General features: G+C 48.5%; 17 protein-coding genes. 12 read left to right on the forward strand and 5 right to left on the reverse strand.

Features of this window, described 5'->3' with window-relative positions; translation table 11 throughout:
* The 4 genes from ACXLDX_RS11585 to ACXLDX_RS11600 form a co-directional block, all read left to right on the forward strand.
* Positions 1 to 389, forward strand: a 389-nt coding sequence (locus tag ACXLDX_RS11585) for an amidohydrolase family protein (RefSeq protein WP_457577344.1), incomplete at its 5' end; no start/stop codon positions are given.
* Positions 386 to 2,002: a glutamate formimidoyltransferase gene (ftcD, locus tag ACXLDX_RS11590; RefSeq protein WP_457577345.1), complete on the forward strand. Its 1,617-nt coding sequence runs from the start codon at positions 386 to 388 to the stop codon at positions 2,000 to 2,002. The genes ACXLDX_RS11585 and ftcD, both read left to right, overlap by 4 nt.
* Positions 2,003 to 2,068: 66 nt before the next feature.
* Entirely contained in the window at positions 2,069 to 3,190 is a 1,122-nt protein-coding gene (locus tag ACXLDX_RS11595) for a sensor histidine kinase (protein ID WP_457577346.1), read from the forward strand.
* A 62-nt stretch (positions 3,191 to 3,252) separates the two neighbouring features.
* The gene (locus tag ACXLDX_RS11600; protein ID WP_457577347.1) at positions 3,253 to 4,137 is read left to right on the forward strand and encodes a DUF4438 domain-containing protein; all 885 of its coding nucleotides are present in this window, start codon (positions 3,253 to 3,255) and stop codon (positions 4,135 to 4,137) included.
* Between the two features lie 75 nt (positions 4,138 to 4,212).
* Here the strand turns inward: ACXLDX_RS11600 and ACXLDX_RS11605 are convergent, their stop codons facing one another.
* Positions 4,213 to 5,205: a serine/threonine protein kinase gene (locus ACXLDX_RS11605; protein ID WP_457577348.1), complete on the reverse strand. Its 993-nt coding sequence runs from the start codon at positions 5,203 to 5,205 to the stop codon at positions 4,213 to 4,215.
* Positions 5,206 to 5,464: 259 nt separating this feature from the next.
* Here ACXLDX_RS11605 and ACXLDX_RS11610 point away from each other — a divergent pair, with 259 nt between their 5' ends.
* The 6 genes from ACXLDX_RS11610 to ACXLDX_RS11635 all read left to right on the forward strand — a co-directional run bounded on the left by ACXLDX_RS11610 (position 5,465) and on the right by ACXLDX_RS11635 (position 11,851).
* The gene (locus ACXLDX_RS11610; protein WP_457577349.1) at positions 5,465 to 6,142 is read left to right on the forward strand and encodes a hypothetical protein; all 678 of its coding nucleotides are present in this window, start codon (positions 5,465 to 5,467) and stop codon (positions 6,140 to 6,142) included.
* Positions 6,132 to 7,328, forward strand: a complete 1,197-nt coding sequence (locus ACXLDX_RS11615) for an aminotransferase-like domain-containing protein (RefSeq protein WP_457577350.1) — start codon at positions 6,132 to 6,134, stop codon at positions 7,326 to 7,328. The genes ACXLDX_RS11610 and ACXLDX_RS11615 overlap by 11 nt, the downstream gene beginning before the upstream one ends.
* A 29-nt stretch (positions 7,329 to 7,357) precedes the next feature.
* A complete protein-coding gene (locus tag ACXLDX_RS11620) occupies positions 7,358 to 7,993 on the forward strand; it encodes an RluA family pseudouridine synthase (RefSeq protein ID WP_457577351.1) in 636 nt (211 codons plus the stop codon).
* 36 nt (positions 7,994 to 8,029) lie between these two features.
* Positions 8,030 to 9,682 (forward strand): DUF2868 domain-containing protein, encoded by a 1,653-nt coding sequence (locus ACXLDX_RS11625; protein WP_457577352.1) that lies wholly within the window; start codon positions 8,030 to 8,032, stop codon positions 9,680 to 9,682.
* On the forward strand, positions 9,679 to 11,088 hold the full coding sequence (locus tag ACXLDX_RS11630) for a GTPase/DUF3482 domain-containing protein (protein ID WP_457577353.1): 1,410 nt from the start codon (positions 9,679 to 9,681) through the stop codon (positions 11,086 to 11,088). Before ACXLDX_RS11625 ends, ACXLDX_RS11630 begins: the two co-directional genes overlap by 4 nt.
* Before the next feature lie 148 nt (positions 11,089 to 11,236).
* The gene (locus tag ACXLDX_RS11635; RefSeq protein WP_457577354.1) at positions 11,237 to 11,851 is read left to right on the forward strand and encodes a plasmid pRiA4b ORF-3 family protein; all 615 of its coding nucleotides are present in this window, start codon (positions 11,237 to 11,239) and stop codon (positions 11,849 to 11,851) included.
* A gap of 139 nt (positions 11,852 to 11,990) precedes the next feature.
* On the opposite strand, the gene ACXLDX_RS11640 is transcribed toward ACXLDX_RS11635, so the two are convergent.
* The 3 genes from ACXLDX_RS11640 to ACXLDX_RS11650 form a co-directional block, all read right to left on the reverse strand.
* On the reverse strand, positions 11,991 to 14,867 hold the full coding sequence (locus ACXLDX_RS11640) for a DUF748 domain-containing protein (RefSeq protein WP_457577355.1): 2,877 nt from the start codon (positions 14,865 to 14,867) through the stop codon (positions 11,991 to 11,993).
* A 169-nt stretch (positions 14,868 to 15,036) separates the two neighbouring features.
* Positions 15,037 to 15,672: a pyridoxamine 5'-phosphate oxidase gene (pdxH, locus tag ACXLDX_RS11645; protein ID WP_457577356.1), complete on the reverse strand. Its 636-nt coding sequence runs from the start codon at positions 15,670 to 15,672 to the stop codon at positions 15,037 to 15,039.
* An 87-nt stretch (positions 15,673 to 15,759) separates the two neighbouring features.
* On the reverse strand, positions 15,760 to 16,662 hold the full coding sequence (locus tag ACXLDX_RS11650; protein ID WP_457577357.1) for a Tim44 domain-containing protein: 903 nt from the start codon (positions 16,660 to 16,662) through the stop codon (positions 15,760 to 15,762).
* Between the two features lie 456 nt (positions 16,663 to 17,118).
* Here ACXLDX_RS11650 and ACXLDX_RS11655 point away from each other — a divergent pair, with 456 nt between their 5' ends.
* Both ACXLDX_RS11655 and ACXLDX_RS11660 read left to right on the forward strand, forming a co-directional pair.
* Entirely contained in the window at positions 17,119 to 18,639 is a 1,521-nt protein-coding gene (locus ACXLDX_RS11655) for a B12-binding domain-containing radical SAM protein (protein WP_457577358.1), read from the forward strand.
* Between the two features lie 77 nt (positions 18,640 to 18,716).
* Positions 18,717 to 18,881 (forward strand): hypothetical protein, encoded by a 165-nt coding sequence (locus tag ACXLDX_RS11660; protein WP_457577359.1) that lies wholly within the window; start codon positions 18,717 to 18,719, stop codon positions 18,879 to 18,881.
* A gap of 380 nt (positions 18,882 to 19,261) precedes the next feature.
* Here ACXLDX_RS11660 and ACXLDX_RS11665 read toward each other — a convergent pair whose 3' ends face one another.
* Entirely contained in the window at positions 19,262 to 19,468 is a 207-nt protein-coding gene (locus ACXLDX_RS11665; RefSeq protein WP_457577360.1) for a transposase, read from the reverse strand.
* Positions 19,469 to 19,471: the final 3 nt, after the last annotated feature.

The following is a 19,471-nucleotide window of genomic DNA, read 5'->3' on the forward strand; positions in this document are numbered from 1 at the left end:
CAGCCGGTGTCATTGCCACCCTGCTTCCGGGTACAGCCTACAGCCTGAAAAAACCCTATGCCAGGGCCCGCGCAATGATCGGAGCAAGTCTGCCGGTAGCACTGGCCACAGACTGCAACCCCGGCTCCAGTTATACTGAGTCAATGCCCTTTATCATTGGTCTTGCTGTCATGAATATGGATATGAGCCCGTCTGAAGCCCTCACAGCCGCAACTTTGAACAGTGCCTATGCCATTGACAGGGCAGAGACAGTCGGCAGTCTTGACCTTGGAAAACGCGCGGATTTCCTGCTGCTGGACGGGGAATCCCCGGCGATCCTTGCCTACCATGGCGGTGTATCTCCGGTGAAAGAAGTCTATATTTCAGGAAAAAAGGTGACAGGAAAATGAAAAAAATAGTTGAATGCGTACCCAATTTTTCGGAAGGAAGGAACAGAGAAACCATTGAAGCCATCGCCGAGGCGATCCGACAGACTCCGGACTGCACCCTCCTTGATGTTGATCCAGGCCTGTCCACCAACAGAACGGTCTATACCTTTGTGGGTAATCCGGAAAGTATAATTGAAGGTGCCCTGGCCACTGCCCGCGTAGCCAGGGAAAAAATAGATATGCGTCAGCACAGTGGTGAACATCCGCGCTTCGGCGCCATGGATGTATGCCCCTTTATTCCGGTTAAAGGTGTTTCCATGGAGGAGTGCGCTGAAATTGCGGAAAAATTTGCCGCTGCAGCCGCAGAGGAACTCCATATCCCCTTCTACCTCTATGAAGCAAGTGCAAAAGAAGAATATCGGCGCAAACTCCCTGACATCCGTGAAGGAGAATACGAGGGCTTGCGGGAACGGCTGAAGGACCCCAGGTGGAAACCGGATTACGGGCCTGTGGAATTCGTACCCGAATGGGGAGCCACCGCCACCGGTGCCCGTATGTTTCTCATTGCCTACAATGTCAATATCCTCGGAACGCCAAACCAGGCACACCGCATTGCCCTCAACCTGCGGGAGGCGGGCCGTGGAGAAAACGAACCGGGACGACTCAGAGAAGTCAAGGGGATGGGCTGGTTTGTCAATGAATATAATGTGGCCCAGGTGACAGTCAACCTCAATGACTACCGGGTTACCCCGATTCATCTCCTCTATGAAGAGGTGAAGCACGAGGCAAAACTGCTGCGGGTAGCCGTAACCGGGTCAGAAATAGTCGGCATTGTCCCCCTGGAATCACTTTTAATGGCTGCTGACTATTATATTGAACAGGAACAGCTCTTTATCTATGAAGAAGACCAGAAAATCAGGCTGGCCGTGGAACGACTTGGCCTGAATTCCATTTCACCCTTTATCCCGGAAGAGAGAATTATTGAGTACATTGTGGCCGAGCAGCCCGATGAACCTCTGGCTGACCTCAGTGTCCGGAATTTCATCGAAGAGATAGGTTCACGCTCCTCCGCCCCCGGCGGCGGCTCAGCCTCGGCTGCTATTGCCGCTGTGGGCGTCGGCCTGGGCGCGATGGTCGCCAAGCTGACATATGGCGTGCGACGCTTTGAAGATGTACAGCCCCATATGATGAAAGTCATCCCCGGCCTGCATGAACTGACCAGGGAACTTATTCCCATGATCGACGCTGACACCTCAGCCTTCAACGAATATGTCGAAGGGGTGAGAATGAGTCAAAACAGTGAAGAGGAAAAACAGGCCCGCTTTAAAAAAATGCAGGCCGGCCTGAAAACAGCCATCAATGTCCCTCTCACCACCATGCGCCTGGGAAACAAGGCGTGGGACAGTCTGCATGAGGTGGCCCGCTACGGTAACCCTGCCTCAAAATCCGACACGCAGGTGGGAGCAAAGGCTCTTGAAACGGGCATATGGGGAGCCTACCAGAATGTCCTGATCAATATGAAGGATATTGAAGATGAAGTTTATCGCGAAACAATCCTGAAAGAGGCCAAACAGCTCATGCAGCGGGCACATCAAAAATGTACGGAAATTATTGCGGAACTGGAAAAAATATAGTCTAATCAGCTAGTACACAGTAATTACACAGGAGGATAAAGCAGCCGCAACCGTTCAGGAACTCCCATGGACAGTGATGATCTAGTACTGATTGTTGACGATGACCAGCCACACCGTTCCCTTGTTGAGCGTTATGTGGCCCTGCAGAACCTGCGCTGCAGAAGTGCCGAAAACGGCAAAGATGCACTGAAGCAGATGGAAACCGAACCTGTCAGTATTGTCATTACCGATATGGCAATGCCGGAGATGGACGGAATGGAACTCCTGCAGCAGATACGAAAGAATTATCCGGAGACCAATGTCATTGTTATGACCGGGTACAGCAGACTCTATTCGTATATTGATGTCATTCGTGAAGGAGCTTCCGACTTTATCGAAAAACCTTTCAGAAAAGATGAATTTGCAGCCAAGCTGAATCGTGTTTTCCGCGAGAGACATCTGGTACGGGAACTGAAAAAAGCCAAGGAAAAGGCAGAATCAGGCAGCAAGGCCAAAACTGCTTTTCTCTGTACCATGAGCCATGAATTACGGACACCGATGAACGGCATTCTCGGTTTTACAGATCTGCTCGCCCATTCCAATATCCCTCCCGCGGAAAGAAAATATGTAAACATGGTCAGCCAGTCCGCAGACAGGCTGATGAAACTGATCAACCAGATCCTCGATTTTTCCACCATTGAAGCCGGGGAAAATGATTTCAAACCCTCTCATTTCTACCTGGCTGATCTCTTTGAAGAACTCTTTGTCACTATAAAACCAGGCGCTATCGACAAAGGCTTGAGACTGGATCTTGAGATCCCCTCTGATATCATGGACACCATGCTCTTCGGAGACCAGCTCGTTCTCGCCAGAATCCTCTCCAACCTGATCGACAACTCCATCAAGGCAACCGAGTTCGGAACCATCACAATAAGAATCCAGCAGAAAAAGAAACTGCCGAACGATGGTATTGAGCTGCTGTTTTCGGTGACTGACCAGGGAAACGGCATTCCCCCCGACCTGCAGAATGATATTTTTGAACCGTTCACCCAGGCTGAAGATTATATGAACAGAAAACATGAGGGTGCCGGCCTGGGACTGGCAATCTGTGCGAAACTGGTCAACATGATGAATGGCAGAATCTGGCTGAAAAGCACTCCGGGAATCGGTACAACATTTTTCTTCACTGTGCGGATGCAGGCCGCATAATAACAGAAAAGAGTTATTAGCTCTGTGACCGGGCACATTCAGAAACACAATTCCATATTCCCATGCTGAAAACAAATTCAAAAAAAACTGTTGAAATGCTGATGCAGTGCAGGCCGGGCCCCCCCAGGACCCGTGGAACTTTCCAGGTGGATCATGATGGTGCTCCATTCATTCTGCCATCCATCGGCGGCATCACACTCAATGTGCTTGTGGGTGATTCCGCCTTCGGCCTGGCCGGCGATCACATTGAACCTGGAGTAAGCTGCACGGCCAACGCAGAAAAAAGAAATGATTTTCCCAATGACTCCCTGCAAATCTACAGCTGTATAGGTAACAGGGCAACCATTCTGTCCGGCAAAGCGGAGGGTGCGGAGGGAATTGTAACAGGAAAACACGGGGGATCCGAGCATATCATGATCGATTTTCCCGTGGAGACCATGGAAAAAATGAGTTATGACGATACAATCATGGTCCGCACCAGAGGGCAGGGACTGCAGCTCACTGATTATCCGAAGATAAGACTGTACAATCTCGATCCGGAGCTGCCGGGGAAGATGAATATTGTGGAAAAAGATTCAAAGCTTTATATTCCCGTCACCACCCTGGTTCCAGCCACCTGCATGGGTTCCGGCCTGGGTTCTCCCCATGTGGCATCGGGAGACTACGATATCATGACCAGTGATCCGGAGACTGTAACCACCTACAAACTTGACCAGATCCGCTTCGGAGATTTTGTCGCCCTCCTTGACCATGACAACAGCTTCGGCAGGGCATACAGAAAAAACAGTGTTTCGATTGGTATTGTCGTCCACAGTGACTGTCTGCGGGCCGGTCACGGACCGGGGGTCACAACCCTTTTTACCGGCAGCAGCAATCAAATTGTACCGGTAATCGATCCCGAGGCAAATATTGCCGATATGCTGAAAATCGGCAGGATGCGGGTGTAATGAAAAAACACCGTCCTGACTCCATGACGGCTTCGTGATTATTTTTTCGGCTGACAACCTGGGAAGTTAATGCCGTCAACTCCTGAACTGTCCGCTCAGGTTTTGTGCATCGTCTATCCGCACAAGCTGATCTTCAAGATCCGCAATCTCCTGCTGCCAGTATTCCCGGGAACCAAACCCGTCAACGGCCCGGGTGGTCCCATCCTCTTCCACCTGGTGAGCACACCAGGCCATGTAGTGGACAAAACGCATGGCGCGCAGGGGCTCAATGAGCCGCAGTGTCCGCCTGTCAAAGGGACGAAACATCTCATACCCTTCCAGAAAGAAATCGATCTCGACAAATGATTCATCAACCCCTCCGGGGAGCAGCATCCAGATATCCTGCACCGGTGGTCCCATAACCATATCATCGAAATCAATAATATAAAATGATTCTCCCGGACGATAAATCATATTGGAGAAATGACAATCACCGTGGATACGTATGTTTTCAATATCTGAAAAAAGCGGGGATATTTTATTGATAATCCGTTCAATGGACTCCCGGAGCCGGGCTTTGAAATCAGATGGAACACAATCCGCCGCAGAAAGATACTCAAGATGCGTCCTGGTGGAATGCTCCGGCCCCATCTGAATCCGATGACTTGCCTCTCCTGTTGCTCCGACACTGTGCACCCGTCCGAGAAGCCTGCCCAGCTGCAGCCACTGTTCATCATCATATTCATCAAAACTTCTGCCACCGCATTTTGGAAAAACGGCATAATAAAATGACTGGAAATCCGACAGCGTGCTTCCATCCCGAAAAACAAGGGGCGATATTACCGGGATCTCCTGTGCAGCCAGATCAAGAAGAAAATCATGCTCATCCAGGATGGCGGCCTTTGTCCAGCGGCCGGGCCGATAAAATTTAATGATCAAACCGCTTCCTTCCTCCTGTTCCAGTTCAAAGACTCTGTTGATATAGCTGTTCAACGGACGAAAAAGATTTGTGCACCGAACCCCGAGACTTTTTTCCACAAGGGTAAGAACCCGATCAGGGCCAAGATCTTCAAAGATGTTTTTTTTCATTTCTTTCTCTGGCATGTTTTGTATTGTGACTTTGCATTCTGTAAATACCTGATGAGTGAATTTGTTTCCCGGAAATCGGGATACTGTTCCAGTCACTAGTAGCCCAGTTCAGAAAAAAACGCATGTTATTTGAGAAATGAGTTTGAAAAGCTGTAAAGTGATTCCCCCGGCAACGGGAAGTTCGGGGTTTTGCAGGCGCTGTGGAACAGTCCACCGGCTGGGAAGCTCGCATGCTGTTGCTGCTGCATGTTACAGCCTCATGGAAAAACTGGAACAATACCGGACCATAGAACTGTTTCAGGCCACACCACGGCACAGGCATCTGCTGACAACCGAAGATCTTTTCGGAAAATCAAGGGGAAAAATGTTCGGCGTTCTGGAAGGAATCCGGCAAAATGGAAAAACTGCCCTCCTCTATGCCTTTTCCGGACAATTTAACTCTCTATGGAATGTACCCGGATGGGCACCACCTCTTTTTGATGTGCATGAATTTATGCAGTTAAACAACCCCGCGGAAAAAAGAATCAAGACACTGGGAAAAGAACTCGAGAGAGAGTCTCTCCATAGTACGGAATGGCATTCCATCAAACAGGAACGTAAAAGACTATCGCGCCTGTTGATGGAACATATCCATGGCCTTTACCGACTGACTAATTTTCAAGGAGAAACAGCCACTCTGCGCGAGGCGTTTTGCGGCCCGGCGGGGATTCCCACCGGCACCGGCGACTGCTGTGGTCCGAAACTGCTCAACCAGGCAGCCAGACTCAATATCAAACCGCTGGGTATTGCAGAATTCTTCTGGGGGAAGGAAAACAGGTCGAAAAGCAGGCAACATGGCCATTTTTATTCATCCTGCAGCTCAAAATGCGAGCCGATTCTCGGCTTTCTGCTCTGCGGGCTCAACGCATGGACGGACCGACGAAAAAATGAAAAATAAAAAAATGTTCTCTGACCGTATTAACGATATTCCACGATCCTTTATCAGGGAAATTCTCAAGGTCACTTTAGATCCCGCTATTATCTCCTTCGCGGGAGGACTACCCAACAGCGACCTTTTTCCCATTGAACAACTGCAGGCGGCTACGGAAAAACTCTTTTCCGAAGGAAACAACACTGTTTTTCAATATGCCACCACGGAAGGTTATGTAAAACTCAGAGAATATATCTCCGCCAGGTACCGCAGCAAGAACAATCTGCATATTCCCGTTGAAAATATCCTGATCACCAGCGGTTCCCAGCAAGGTCTGGATCTCCTGGGAAAAATCATGCTCAATCACGGTGACGGACTCATTATTGAAAAACCGGGATACCTCGGGGCAATACAGGCTTTCTCTATTTACCGGCCCCTTTTTCTTCCCGTACCGGTTTCGGATGAGGGGATGGACTGTGAAACGCTTCGACATACACTCGACTCTCATGAAACCAGGCTTATCTACACGGTTCCCAATTTCCAGAACCCCTCCGGCATCACCTACTCCACAGAAAACAGAATGAAACTTGCGGCGACAATAGAAAAAACTACTGCTTTTCTCATTGAAGATGACCCGTACGGAGAACTACGGTTCAGTGGAAAACCCAAACCATCTTTTCAATCCCTGATTCCTGAAAATACAATCCTGCTCGGCTCCTTTTCCAAGACCATTGTCCCGGGATTCCGTCTTGGCTGGCTTGTTGCTCCATCTCCGGTCATGGAAAAACTCATCACCGCAAAACAGGCAACAGACCTGCATACCAGCCATTTTACCCAGGCTATTATACACCAGTTCCTGATCGATAACGATTTGGATAAGCATATTGAAAAAATCGTACAAAAATATGGTAGCCAGAAAGAGGCCATGGAAGAGAGTATCAGGGAGTTTTTTCCGCCGGAAGTCACTGCAACTGATCCGGAAGGCGGCATGTTCCTATGGGTAACACTCCCGGAAAATATGAAGGCGATGGAAGTCTTCCAAGCGGCAATCAAAAACGGTGTTGCCTTTGTTCCCGGCGATCCATTTTACAGAGACGACCAGAATTCCAACTGTTTGCGGTTAAGCTTTGTTTCCGCCAACGAAGAAACGATCCGGACAGGAATCAAACGATTAGGTGCGACAATTGCAGAATGTATTCAAAAAACCGGGTAGTATTACCACGAAATGCTTATGAATTCAGAATGGAAAAAAACATCCTCTACAATGATGATGATATTGTTGTGGTCAACAAACCAGGGGGCCTCCTTTCCGTCCCCGGTCGGGGAGCAGACAGACAGGACTGTATCGTAACACGACTTCAACAGATTTTTCCGGATATGATTGATCAACCGGCAGTTCACAGACTGGATATGCACACCTCCGGTCTTATGGTTTTTGCCATGACAAAAACCGCCCACCGTAACCTGTCAATACAGTTCGAAAATCGCTCGGTCACAAAATATTACCAGGCGATATTGGAGGGAATTCTCTCCGGAAAAGAAGGCAAAATTACCCTTTCCTTCCGTCTTGATCCCGATAACAGACCAAAGCAGATCCATGACCCGCTGCACGGAAAAACCGGCGTAACATTTTGGCGGAATCTGGGTATTGAACCGATGGAACGGACCAGGGTGGAATTCATCCCCCTGACGGGTCGCACCCACCAGCTCCGCCTCCATGCCGCTCATCCGAAGGGTCTCGGGATCCCCATTGTCGGAGACTATCTCTACGGCAGCGGAAATGACGGTGACAGAATGCTTCTCCATGCCACCTTTTTGGAATTCATCCATCCTTTTAAAAAGAAAACGGTAAATTTTACCAGCTCTCCGCCATTTTAACAGTCAGAAAAGAAAGAAACGAGGTATATTGATTCAATGAGACGGCGATGGAAATACCAGGATATAATAGATCTTGAATATCTCCTTCATGAAGATGCGAAGATGGCTTCAAAACAGCTTCATAAAAGAGACCGGGACATATACCTGCAAAATTTTGCAGAAAACACGCAAAAAACCGTGAAAGATGAAGAGCTTATCGCCTGCTGGTTAACAGAACGTCTCAAGCAGGAATTCCCGGAAAAACCGGCGTGGCCGGACTCCATGGCCCGACCACAAAAAACCAGTGAAAACCCCGACTGTGGCGACACAACCCTCAGCCGCGAATTTTCAGATACAGAGTCCAGAAGCCCCGGAAAACTGTTCTCCGACGCTCATCTCCTGACCCGCATACTGGTTCTTGTTTTCGGAATTGTATCAGGAACCGGGGCCGGTCTTTCCTTTTTTCATTATTCCGGAACAACACCGATCAATGTTTTTCAGTTTCTTCTCTTCTTTATCTTTTCCCAGATACTGCTCACCTGTTTGCTTATAAGTTCACTGTTTATCAGGAAAATCCGCAGTAAGAATATGCTGCCTTCATTTTATCGATTCTTCTTTAGCCGCCTGCTGAAAAAAGGTGCCGATCTCCTCTCCAGGCAGTGGCGTCGACACCTTCCAGGAAAAAAGCGTTTGAGCTTCAGCCATGCCCTTGGCATTGTCGCCTCCAGGGGTAAGCTGTACGGTTCACTGTTCTACTGGCCCTTTTTCAATCTGGCCCAGATATTCGCCCTCTCCTTTAACGGTGGTCTCCTTGGTGCCACCCTGCTGAAAATCGGCACAAACGATCTGGCCTTCGGCTGGCAGTCCACCCTGCAGTTCAGTGCACTGTCGCTCCATAAACTCATCAGCTTTATGGCCCTTCCCTGGTCATGGTTTATCCCCGAATCCCTTGCATTTCCCTCTCTTGGACAGATTGAAGGCAGCCGAATCGTCCTCAAGGAAGGGATCTATATGCTGGCAACAGAAAACCTGGTTTCGTGGTGGCCGTTTCTGGTATTCTCTCTCGTGTTCTACGGCCTTTTTTTCAGGCTGCTCCTCTATATTATCGGGAAAATAATGGAAAAAAGGGCACTCAACAGATATCAATGTCGCTCTGCCGCCTGCCGCAGGACCGTGCAGAGGATGACAACACCACTCTTCTCAACCCAGGCCCGTCCGGAGCAGGAAAAACCTGTGGAAAAAAGTGTCCAGAGTGTCAGTCCCGCATCATCGGAGCGCAACCGGACATTTCCCCAGACTGTCCTGGTCGCCGATGATATAGCACCACTCTTTCCCGAATCAAAAATACGAACTCTTTTACAGCAACACGGATTTACTCCACAACAGATCTCGGTTTTTATGACGGATTACGATACGGACCGGGAAATCATTCAGGAACTGGCAGAAAAAAACCGGGACAGTCAAACCGGACTTTTTCTCATCATGGAGGGGTGGATGGTTCCCCTGACTGATTTTCTCACCTGGCTCCGGGAATTACGAAGATCATTACGCCGGGAAACAATAATAACTGTAGGCCTTGTCGGTCGTCCGTCAGGTACTGATTTTTTTCCCGTGACAGAAAGTGAGTATGCAATATGGTTAAAAAAAATAAACGGTCTGGGCGATCCTTTTCTCCAGCTCCTTGCCCTTAATCCGGAAAAAGAAAAATGAAAACAACCGTCCCCGAATTTGCCATTCTCGGCCATCCGAACGAAGGAAAATCATCGGTTCTTTCCACCCTGGCCGAAGACGATTCCGTCCGGATAAGTTCAACACCGGGGGAAACAACTGAGTGTCGCACCTTCCCGGTCTCCATTGACGGGCATGAAATCCTGCGTTTTACCGATACACCAGGTTTTCAGAACCCTGCCCGGGTCCTGAGCTGTTTTAAAAAGCTGGAAAAAAACGGGGATGAACTTCTCAGGGAATTCAGATCAATTGCAGAAGATATCCCCGAACTTCATGACGATCTTGAACTCCTCACCCCGGTTGAACGGGGAGCCGGTATCATTTATGTGGTCGACGGCTCCCGGCCTTTGCGCAATGTGGATAAAATGGAAATGGAGATCCTTCGCCTCACCGGAAAACCACGAATGGCCATCATCAACTGCAAGGACGATAATTTTGAATATCTGGATAACTGGAAGATGGAATTCAGGAAAAATTTTAATTCCAACCAGCTTTTCAATGCCCACAGGGCTACTTACGCCGAACGTATCCGACTGCTCGAGGCGTTGAAATCCATAGACCAGGACTGGTATGATCCCCTCTCCCGGGTCGTTGAAGCCTTCAAAAGGGAATGGAGGGCACGCAACAGCCAGAGCGCCGATATTATTATCGACCTTCTGGCAGACTGCCTCACCCTGAAACTGACCAGCAGCATCAGTTCCGGCTCTGATGAAAAGCGTATCCGGGAAAAGCTCTATATCAGGTACAAAAAACAACTCGAAGAAAAGGAACGACAGGCTCAGGAACAGATCCGGGCGCTCTTTAAACACAATATTTTCAATTATCAGTTGCCTTCCCACTCCCTGCTGCGGGAAAATATCCTGGATGAAAAAAACTGGCAACTCCTGGGACTGACCCCGAAGCAGGTGATCATTGCCGGAGGACTGGGAGGAGCCACCCTGGGGGCAACCCTGGATATTGCGACCCTTGGCCATTCCCTGGGTCTGTTCACCGCAATTGGTGGTGTGGCGGGCGCCCTGGGTGCCATGTTCAGCGGAGAAAACCTCTCTGGACAGGCGGAAATCCTCGGTATTCCCCTGGGCGGAGAGGTTGTGCAGGTGGGTCCGGCCAAAAATATTGAAATGCTGTTTGTCCTTCTCAACAGGGCCCTGCTCCACTACCGGCACATCATCAACTGGGCCCACGGCAGGAGGGATTACCCTGAATCAATTGCCAGCGAAGAAACAAACAGGAACTACACCAGGGACTGGTCCACCAGCAGATTAAAAACCTGCCGGGGATTTTTCCAGCAACTCAAAAATAACAAAGATCCGGATTCCGACAACCGTGAAGCTTTCAGAATCATTATCCTGGAAAGCCTGGAGGAAATCTCCAGAGAAAACCATTAACGGTACAATAACGATAAATGATTGTCACTGGACACGATCCTGAAAGATACCTATAATCCTTCCCAGGGAAAGGTTCCGGTCTGTCCGATACCTTAACCTGAAAAGCCGGGATGTCTGTGAGTAATTAAACAAAATCAGGAGGTGTACGATGGCCAGAGTAATAACCGGTGTTTTTCCGGAAAAGGAAGAAAAAAAAGAGAAGAAAAAACCTGTTGCCGGTTATATACTTGATATTTCCATAATGTTTTCCGATCCCCTGATCTGGCGCCGCGTAGCGGTCCCCGGCTCCATTTCCCTGGCAACTCTGCACAGGGTCATTCAACTGGCCATGGGATGGAGTGACTCCCATGTGCACCAGTTCCTCATCGGAAAAATCAGCTATGAACCGACATTGGGAACGGCGGGAATTGCGGAAAGCAAACGGTTTGATGAACGTAATTTCAAACTCCACACCTTGGAGGAAGACATGGGGTTCATGTTCACTTACCTTTATGACGCCGGGGAAGGATGGGAGCATGATATCCGACTGGAAGAAATCATCCCCGCTGACCAAAATTTCAGAAATCCGGTACTGCTCTCGGGTGAACAGGCCTGCCCTCCGGAAACTGTAGGAGATATCCACGAGTACCAGTCACTGATTGAGACCGCTGAAAAACGGTCAGATGCTGGCTACAGTGAATTGTCTGAACTTGCGGGAATTCGTTTTGACCCCGCCTTTTTTGATCTGGAAACGGCAAAACAGAGAGTGGCCGATTTAACCTGATTTTTTTCAGATACCTGGAGTCATCAATAGACCGGGAACCGGCTCAAAAGTAATTCTGATTACGTACAAAACTCAGTCTGATAAAGCAGGCACATCCACAATTCGGCTGAGTTTCATGGGTAATCAAGAAAGTAATCGCTCACAACTGCAGCAACACTTTTGGAACCGCTTCCCGGTCCGTATCTATTTTCGTATCGCAGATCAGCAGACGGCTCTTTTCCACGCCAAAAGTTTTCACCAGGTAGTTCTGCACTGCTGCTGCTCTCTGCTCTCCAAGGGCCAGCAGCCTTTGCCGGTCCTTCTCCGCAACCTCGATATTCTCTGTTTTCACGGAAGCAATCACTCCAGGGGAGAGGAATTCTCTTGAGGCGACAACCGGACAGAGCTGCAGATCTGTTTTAGGTCTGTCTTTCAATATCTGGCCGATTCTCTTTAGATAATCGGCATGCTCCGAAGTAAGAGTAACTTCCTGCAGCTTAAAATTCACCGGCGGCAGTTCAACCTGCATCATTTTCTCCCCGACCTTCATCCCCACGTAGGCCAGAGCAGCGTATGGCCCGAGGGAATAGACGAGATACGAAGACGCAGCGGGAACAATGGCCTTCCCCAGGGCCGTCACAAGTATATCGGAAATGCCCACATCGAGATCAGAAAGGGGGCCCTCTATGGGAATATCCAGGGAAATATTATCTTTGCTGTCCCGGAGCATGGCAAGGGCCGCGTCCAGGGGAATCGGCAGTTCATTATCCAGTTCGGCGGCCAGCTCTTCTGAGATTCTTTCTGTTTCCAGCTTTTTCAGAAGAATTTCATTCTGCATATCCAGTTTCTCATCGGCCAGAACCAGCCTTGTCTTCAACTGCAACTGCCCCCCGGCCAGAGCCGTCCCCACAGACTGAACCGTATAGGACGACAAATTAGTCAAAGGATAATTTTTCAGTTCTATATCAAGATCCAGTGCGGGAGAAGATTTGAACGGAAAAAGTTCACCCTTGACACTGATGGGAGCCCGTTCTTCAAACTCTCCCTGGAACACCAGAGTCGTCTTCTGTTCGGGTCGGGTGGAATCAAGGCGGCCCAGTTCCAGTTTTGACAGCACCAGCTCACTGGTGAACGGCACGGCAAGGGTATTATCCGTGAATAAAAGTCTGTTTTTTCCGGTCAGTTCAAGTTTTCCCAGCTTCAAGGGATATGGTTCACCCGTGTTGCCGACAACTTCTGTTTCTCCTGCCTGGTCGTCAACTCCAGAAGGAGCCTGACGCATTGCCTGCAATTGACGGTTTATATTCAACTCGCCTTTTTGATCAAGATCGATTGATGCAAGAAGATTTTCCAGACTCAGGTTCTCACCGCTCACACCACTTTCCGGCGCCCACGACAGAGATGAAAAATTACCTTTATCGAGGCTGACCGTGTCGAGGAAAGCAAGTTCATGCAGGGAAATATTTCCGGCCGAAAAACCGGTCTTCTCAAGATCTCCCACGATGCCGGTTACGCGCATTTTACCGATTCCGGCCAGATTTTTACCATTGATATTTGATTGAACCACAGGTTGCAGCACAGACAGTTCTTCCACCTTCAGGGATTTAAAATCCACATTTTCCACCTGTTGCAGCTCTACTTCGGGGATACTGATATCCAGAGGCATCTCACCCTGAACAGATGTAGAAAAATCCTTCATGACCAGAGTGCCAATCGTCAGTTTTCTGCCATCAGAACCGGCAAGACCATCAATGGTGACATGTTCAAAAGCAGCCAGTGCGGTCTGCCCCCCACTATCAAACAGAGAAAAACCGTCAAGAATTATCCGCCCATCAAAGGCAACAGGCAGTTTTTTATTATTGTCGGTTGTGCTGTAGACAACCTTCCCCTGCCATTGCAGGCTGTCATTGGATATCTTCAGGGCGGGGAGCAGACAGTCCGTAGACTGGAGATGAATCGAGGCCTCACTTTCAACTTTGACATCATCTCCGATCCTTATCCCGCTCTTTCCCTCAACAGCGATTTTTTTCTCCTGCAGCCTGAACTCTTTATCCGGTAGTTGAAAAGAAAAATCGTCGGAAGCGAGCAGGCCGTCCAGGTCAACAGCAATATCTCCCTCTGCAGGGCCTGCATAATGCGTTTTTCCCTGCCATTTCAGTTGCCGGCCCCGCGCGGAAAAAGCACTGCTGCCGACTGCGGGATCATCTATGGTTATTGAACCGTCATAGTCAACAAGGATATCATCACCGGCAGTAAGACGCAGCCGACCGTTCACTCCCACCTTGCCGGAAATGGATTTTAAAGCGTCGGCAAGCAGGAGTGACAGGTTCTCAAGATCAAACTCCGCCACACGAATATCGCCAATGATTTGAAGCTGTGGTGCTATTTTTATGGTATCAAGATTTATTTCAACTCCAGCGCCATTTAAACTTCCGGTTAAGAAAAATTTCCCGGCCCTCTCTCCGGAATGGGTGGTAAATTTTTTCAGTTCCGCATGATCAATGAAAAAATCCGCTTTGTACAGAGGTGTTTTCAGTTTAAGACGACATTTTGACAGAACAACCCTGTCGGCAAGCAGTCCCCAGGGAGTTGAGTCCGACAATTCCGTTTTCGCTTTGACCTCTGACTGATCATTTCCTGCCACGGTATACGAACCAAAACGCCAGCGACCGTCTTTATATTGTTCCAGATCAAGAACAAGGTTTTCATACTGCGCGCTTTCAATATGGAAATCATGCTGAAACAGGGATTGAATACCGATGTCTAAAGAAATATCGGTATGGGAAACAAGAGACTTACCATCCCGACGCACATCCAGTTTTCCCAATGTTATCCGCCCGGTAAAGGGATTAAACCAGAGGCTCTCTATGTCCGCGGAATCGGCTCCGTTTTCTTCCAGCCAGGAAGTGAGGTAGTATTTAACACCAAAGGGAAGGAGAAGAAAGAAAAGGCAAATCAGTATTACCACCCCTCCCGATACTTTAACCCACCTTCTTCGCAAAAAAGACTTCTTACCTGTCCGGACTGTTGATGTCATAAAATTACCTGATATAAATGGAACTGCTCACCTGTAAGCAGATTCATAAATTTCTGATTACCCATGGAACTCAGCCGGATTGGGGATGTGCCTGCTTTCTCAGGTTGAGTTTTGTTCGTAATCAGGTCTTAATTTGAATCCTGAGGTCCGATCACGCCGGTTTACCGGGTTATGGAGCCAGTCGTTCCACCGACCAGCTTTCATCCCCCTTTGTATAAAGAAACCGGTCATGGAGACGGCTTTTCCGCCCCTGCCAGAATTCAATCTCCGTGGGTTCAACCCGGTATCCGCCCCAGAAGGACGGCAGAGGAACTTTACCCTCTCCTATTTTCATTTTCATCTCCTGAAATTTCTGTAACAGGATCTGACGAGAGGAGAGTCTGTGGCTCTGGCTGGACACCCAGGCGGCAAGCTGACTCTCCTTTGGCCTCGTCATGAAGTATTTTGCAGACTCGGCTGTGGATATTTTTTGCGCGCGACCATTGATAATAACCTGCCGTTCAAGTTCCAGCCAGACAAACAGCAGACTGACACGATTGTTTTCCTTTATTTCAGCAGCCTTTCGGCTGCCGAAATTCGTAAAAAATACAAAGCCGTTCTCATCATAATATTTCAGGAGAACCGTTCTCTGGCTAGGTTGGCCGTTCCTACCGACCGTTGCCAGGATCATGGCGGTAGGATCAGGGACATGGGTTTTCCTGGCCTGATCAAACCAGAGAGAGAACTGCTTTACCGGGTCTTCCGCAAGGTCCGCCCGGGACATTCCCCCTTTCAGATACTCGCGACGAAACTGACTTATATCCACTTCTACTGCTCCTTTTATATTTTTGAAATTCTATTTGCCCATGAAACTCAGCCTGCAACCTGTGAGCATGGAGATGCACCTGCTTCATCAGGCGATTCCTTCCAGCCTCCAGTTGTCAGTGCCGACCGGTCTTGCCCATGTCCATTTTTCTTCGAATTTCACCGGCTCGGTCATGGACCCCTCAACCAGTTCTCCACTCCTGTCATCCACCGTATAATCCAGCAGATTAGCGGAAAAAAGAACGGTAATAAAATCTTCCACCCCATCACTGCCCGCTTCCACGATTTTCACATTTCTGATGGCTATACTTTCAAGTTTGTTGATATGACCCTTGTGTCGCATTTCGGCAAAATGCTCTTCATACTCCCGGGCCAGCTGCTCACCGAGCAGATGCCTGTAGGAATCCAGATCCCTCCGCATCCAGCCGGCCTGCACCTTGAAAAAAACATCGGAAGCAATTTCAAGAAAATGATCCGGATCAAACGACCTGTCATGTTCCCTGATCCGGGCAATACCCTCCTCCACCGGGTCCACCATCTCCGGAACAGGCGGCACTCCACCCGATGCACCCGTTTCTCCCCCGAAAAAACTACCCGGCCCCCCCTGGCCGCTGAAACCATCCCGAGTAGAGTAAGCATTCCTCCGTGGTCTGTTCATTCTCCTGAAAAGATACCATGCTCCACCCGCCAGAAGAAGAAGGGGCAGGATACCCATTCCTGTTCCTCCCATGCCAAACATTGAACCGAACAGCATACCACCCAGGGCACCTCCCAGGAGTCCGCCGGCCAGCCCCCGCCGAAATGACCCGTTATTCTGTTTATTCAGACGCTGGGTCGATCTGGTTGGTGCTTTTCTTGGAGCCATTCTGAATGTACGCCCACCCATTCGGGAGCGGGCATCGGCATAATTGGCGTTTATACCGCCTTCAATCAGGGAGAAGGCAATAATCAACATGATAAACGGGGCCATTTTTTTTAGAGCAGTCATCATAATCTCAATCCAAATAAAAAGTATTGTCCCTCAATCCCACGTTACGAGACTGAAGAAGAAAAAATATATGTTCACTCAGAAAGTGAATAACCAAACTTAAAAGACATATCATAACATATTGTAACATCACACCAATTCATTTTTTTCATTTTCTGAAACACTGGATTTAGGTGAAAATGAAATTTTTTATTTTTTTCCGCAGAAGAATGTAAGAACTCTGTCATCTAATTACCACCTCAATCCTGCAGTTTTTCCTGCATAAATATGTTCATGTCTGGTATAAGGTGCGACAGGCACCTTATACCATCAACCCCAATGTCATAAACCTTATTATTTGCAACTGCTCACAGGTGTCACAGATTCTTCCAGACTCTTCTTCGCAATAGCACTTCCCGGCGAACAAAAGAGACCGTGAAAAGCCGAGGTGTCTGTGAGCAATTACCTGATTTCTTATCAATGCTTATCCTCCACCCTCCGGGAGCAAAACCGTGTGAACCACCAGCCTCCCTTCCTTATCTCGCGGCAGCCCTGAGACAGCAGAATGTTTCCTGCCATATCATTGATATGAATATCGAGGGACTCTTTTTTCTCCTGAAAAACCCCTCTCCGGCCCATGACACTTGGAGTCGACGGGCACTTAAAAACAGAGAAAAAAATCTGAGAGACATCTGTTCACCTGCTCTTTATGCAAACAGGGACAGATATGCCCGGACCGTCTATGATATCAATCGTCTGCTGGAAAATGAAGGAAAGCGTTTTGGCCTGAAATTATCCCTGGCAAACTACGTGGATCAGGAACTTTCGCCAATAAAGAGCAACGACCTGCGGCAGGCGGCACACAACTATAGCAGGAATATCTATTTTCCCTACTTCAGTATGAGGCTGAACGAACTGATCGACCAACATTATCCCGAAACAGTCGGCATCTCCCTTAACTACCTCAGCCAGGCCCTCTGCTCCTTTGCCATTATTGGCTATTTAAGGGAAAAACATCCTGAAACAAAAGTCATCCTGGGTGGCGGCCTGGTAACCACATGGCTGAGCAATCCCAAGTGGAAAAACCCTTTTGGAACCCTGATTGATGCCCTGATTCCCGGGAAAGGAGAAGCACCGCTCCTGCGACTGCTGAATAAATCCCCGGCAAATGATCATGTGCGACCTGTTTTCAATGACCTGGCGAAACAGGGCTACCTTTCCCCTGGTTTTATCCTGCCCTATACAACTTCCAGAGGTTGTTTCTGGAAAAAATGCACCTTCTGCCCGGAAACAAGCGAAAACAATCCATACAGTCACGTGCCACCGGATACAACTGTCAACGACCTGAAACACCTGGTGGAAGAAACATCTCCTGCCCTCATCCATTTTCTCGACAACGCACTCAGTTCCTCCACCCTGAAGGCATTGGCAGAAAATCCACCGAATGCACCCTGGTACGGATTTGCCCGTTTTGACACTCTGTTGTCCGAAAAGGAATTCTGCTTCAAACTCAGGGAGTCAGGTTGTGTCATGCTGAAACTAGGTCTGGAATCAGGAAATCAGCTGGTTCTCGACAAAATGGACAAAGGTATTAACCTGAAGCTCGCAGCAAAAATCCTTGAAAACCTGGAAAATGCTGGTATCTCCACCTATATATATCTGCTTTTCGGTACTCCGGCCGAGGACGAGTCCAGTGCCGAGGACACCCTTGCTTTTGTCAGGACCCATGTGGAATGCATCTCCTTTCTCAACCTGGCAATTTTTAACCTTCCGGTCTGCAGCATGGAAACAGTTCACCTTGAGCTGTCGGATTTTTATGAAGGTGATCTTTCCCTGTACAGGAATTTTACCCACCCTCAGCAATGGAACCGCCGGGCGGTGCGTCATTTTATCGAGACCAGATTTAAACGGAGCAGAGATATCGCTGAAATTCTTAAAAATGATCCTCCGTTCTTCACTTCGAACCACGCACCTTTTTTCAAGAATTTCCTGAATCTGTAAACACTGATTGGCAGTTTCAACGAATTTGGAGCCTTTGGCCCTGGCCGTCACTGAATTCAGACAGGAACAAAAAAACAATGCCAAAAAACATAAACGGTATAATCGCGGCTATCCTGGCCGCTCTCTTCATGGGTACCATGGGTATCTTTTCCCGAAAATCGGGACAAGGTGCGGAAGTCGTGTCATTTTTCAGGCTTTTTCTGGGAGCGGCTTTTCTTTTTCTCTTTATCAGGAGTTTATAGGATTCTCCATATATTTTTGATAAAAACACGTCATTTCAATACGATAAACTAGATTTCCTGTAAAACCCACGGGCTATTTTCTAACCAAATGCTCGCATGATCTCAGCTTGGTCTTCATTCGGATCTTCCAGCATGCGCATGGCTTTTTTTCCCGGTAACTAGCCTGCATATTTCACAGGTCCATTCGATACTCGTGGTTTTCCAGTTTCAGCACCGTGTCAAGGCCTGTGGCTTTCATTTGCCCAACGGGTAAGCCATGAATTGATCAAAAAATCGGCTTAAACGGGGGAACAAAAACATTCTTACAGAGATAAAAATAATCATTCTCGACTGGATCGATCCAATTATCTCACACGGGTCTTTCCGCTCGTAATATTTACTCAGGAGCGTAACGGCATCTGTTGCAAGTTAGCATACACCTGATTAAAAAGGTCCATGTAAGGATAACAGCTGGCGCATGAGACCCAGATTTTGCGGACTGTTATCTTTATCTGTGCACCGATTTTAAATAATTTCAGCCTGATGGTATCCATTTGTGCCCTGGGCATTGATGTGCCGGCCAAGCCAATCCGGCGTAATGTCTGCATGAG

This window comes from Desulfomarina sp., assembly GCF_054039375.1.

Excerpts from the sequence above, each read along its gene's own strand:
- ACXLDX_RS11665 (WP_457577360.1), bottom strand. The coding sequence starts at position 19,468 with ATGCAGACATTACGCCGGATTGGCTTGGCCGGCACATCAATGCCCAGG.
- ACXLDX_RS11630 (WP_457577353.1), top strand. The coding sequence starts at position 9,679 with ATGAAAACAACCGTCCCCGAATTTGCCATTCTCGGCCATCCGAACGAA.
- ACXLDX_RS11605 (WP_457577348.1), bottom strand. The coding sequence starts at position 5,205 with ATGAAAAAAAACATCTTTGAAGATCTTGGCCCTGATCGGGTTCTTACC.
- ACXLDX_RS11610 (WP_457577349.1), top strand. The coding sequence starts at position 5,465 with ATGGAAAAACTGGAACAATACCGGACCATAGAACTGTTTCAGGCCACA.
- ACXLDX_RS11640 (WP_457577355.1), bottom strand. The coding sequence starts at position 14,867 with ATGACATCAACAGTCCGGACAGGTAAGAAGTCTTTTTTGCGAAGAAGG.
- ACXLDX_RS11660 (WP_457577359.1), top strand. The coding sequence starts at position 18,717 with ATGCCAAAAAACATAAACGGTATAATCGCGGCTATCCTGGCCGCTCTC.
- ACXLDX_RS11655 (WP_457577358.1), top strand. The coding sequence starts at position 17,119 with ATGCTTATCCTCCACCCTCCGGGAGCAAAACCGTGTGAACCACCAGCC.
- ACXLDX_RS11595 (WP_457577346.1), top strand. The coding sequence starts at position 2,069 with ATGGACAGTGATGATCTAGTACTGATTGTTGACGATGACCAGCCACAC.
- ACXLDX_RS11625 (WP_457577352.1), top strand. The coding sequence starts at position 8,030 with ATGAGACGGCGATGGAAATACCAGGATATAATAGATCTTGAATATCTC.
- ACXLDX_RS11650 (WP_457577357.1), bottom strand. The coding sequence starts at position 16,662 with ATGATGACTGCTCTAAAAAAAATGGCCCCGTTTATCATGTTGATTATT.
- ACXLDX_RS11600 (WP_457577347.1), top strand. The coding sequence starts at position 3,253 with ATGCTGAAAACAAATTCAAAAAAAACTGTTGAAATGCTGATGCAGTGC.
- ftcD (WP_457577345.1), top strand. The coding sequence starts at position 386 with ATGAAAAAAATAGTTGAATGCGTACCCAATTTTTCGGAAGGAAGGAAC.
- ACXLDX_RS11615 (WP_457577350.1), top strand. The coding sequence starts at position 6,132 with ATGAAAAATAAAAAAATGTTCTCTGACCGTATTAACGATATTCCACGA.
- ACXLDX_RS11635 (WP_457577354.1), top strand. The coding sequence starts at position 11,237 with ATGGCCAGAGTAATAACCGGTGTTTTTCCGGAAAAGGAAGAAAAAAAA.
- ACXLDX_RS11620 (WP_457577351.1), top strand. The coding sequence starts at position 7,358 with ATGGAAAAAAACATCCTCTACAATGATGATGATATTGTTGTGGTCAAC.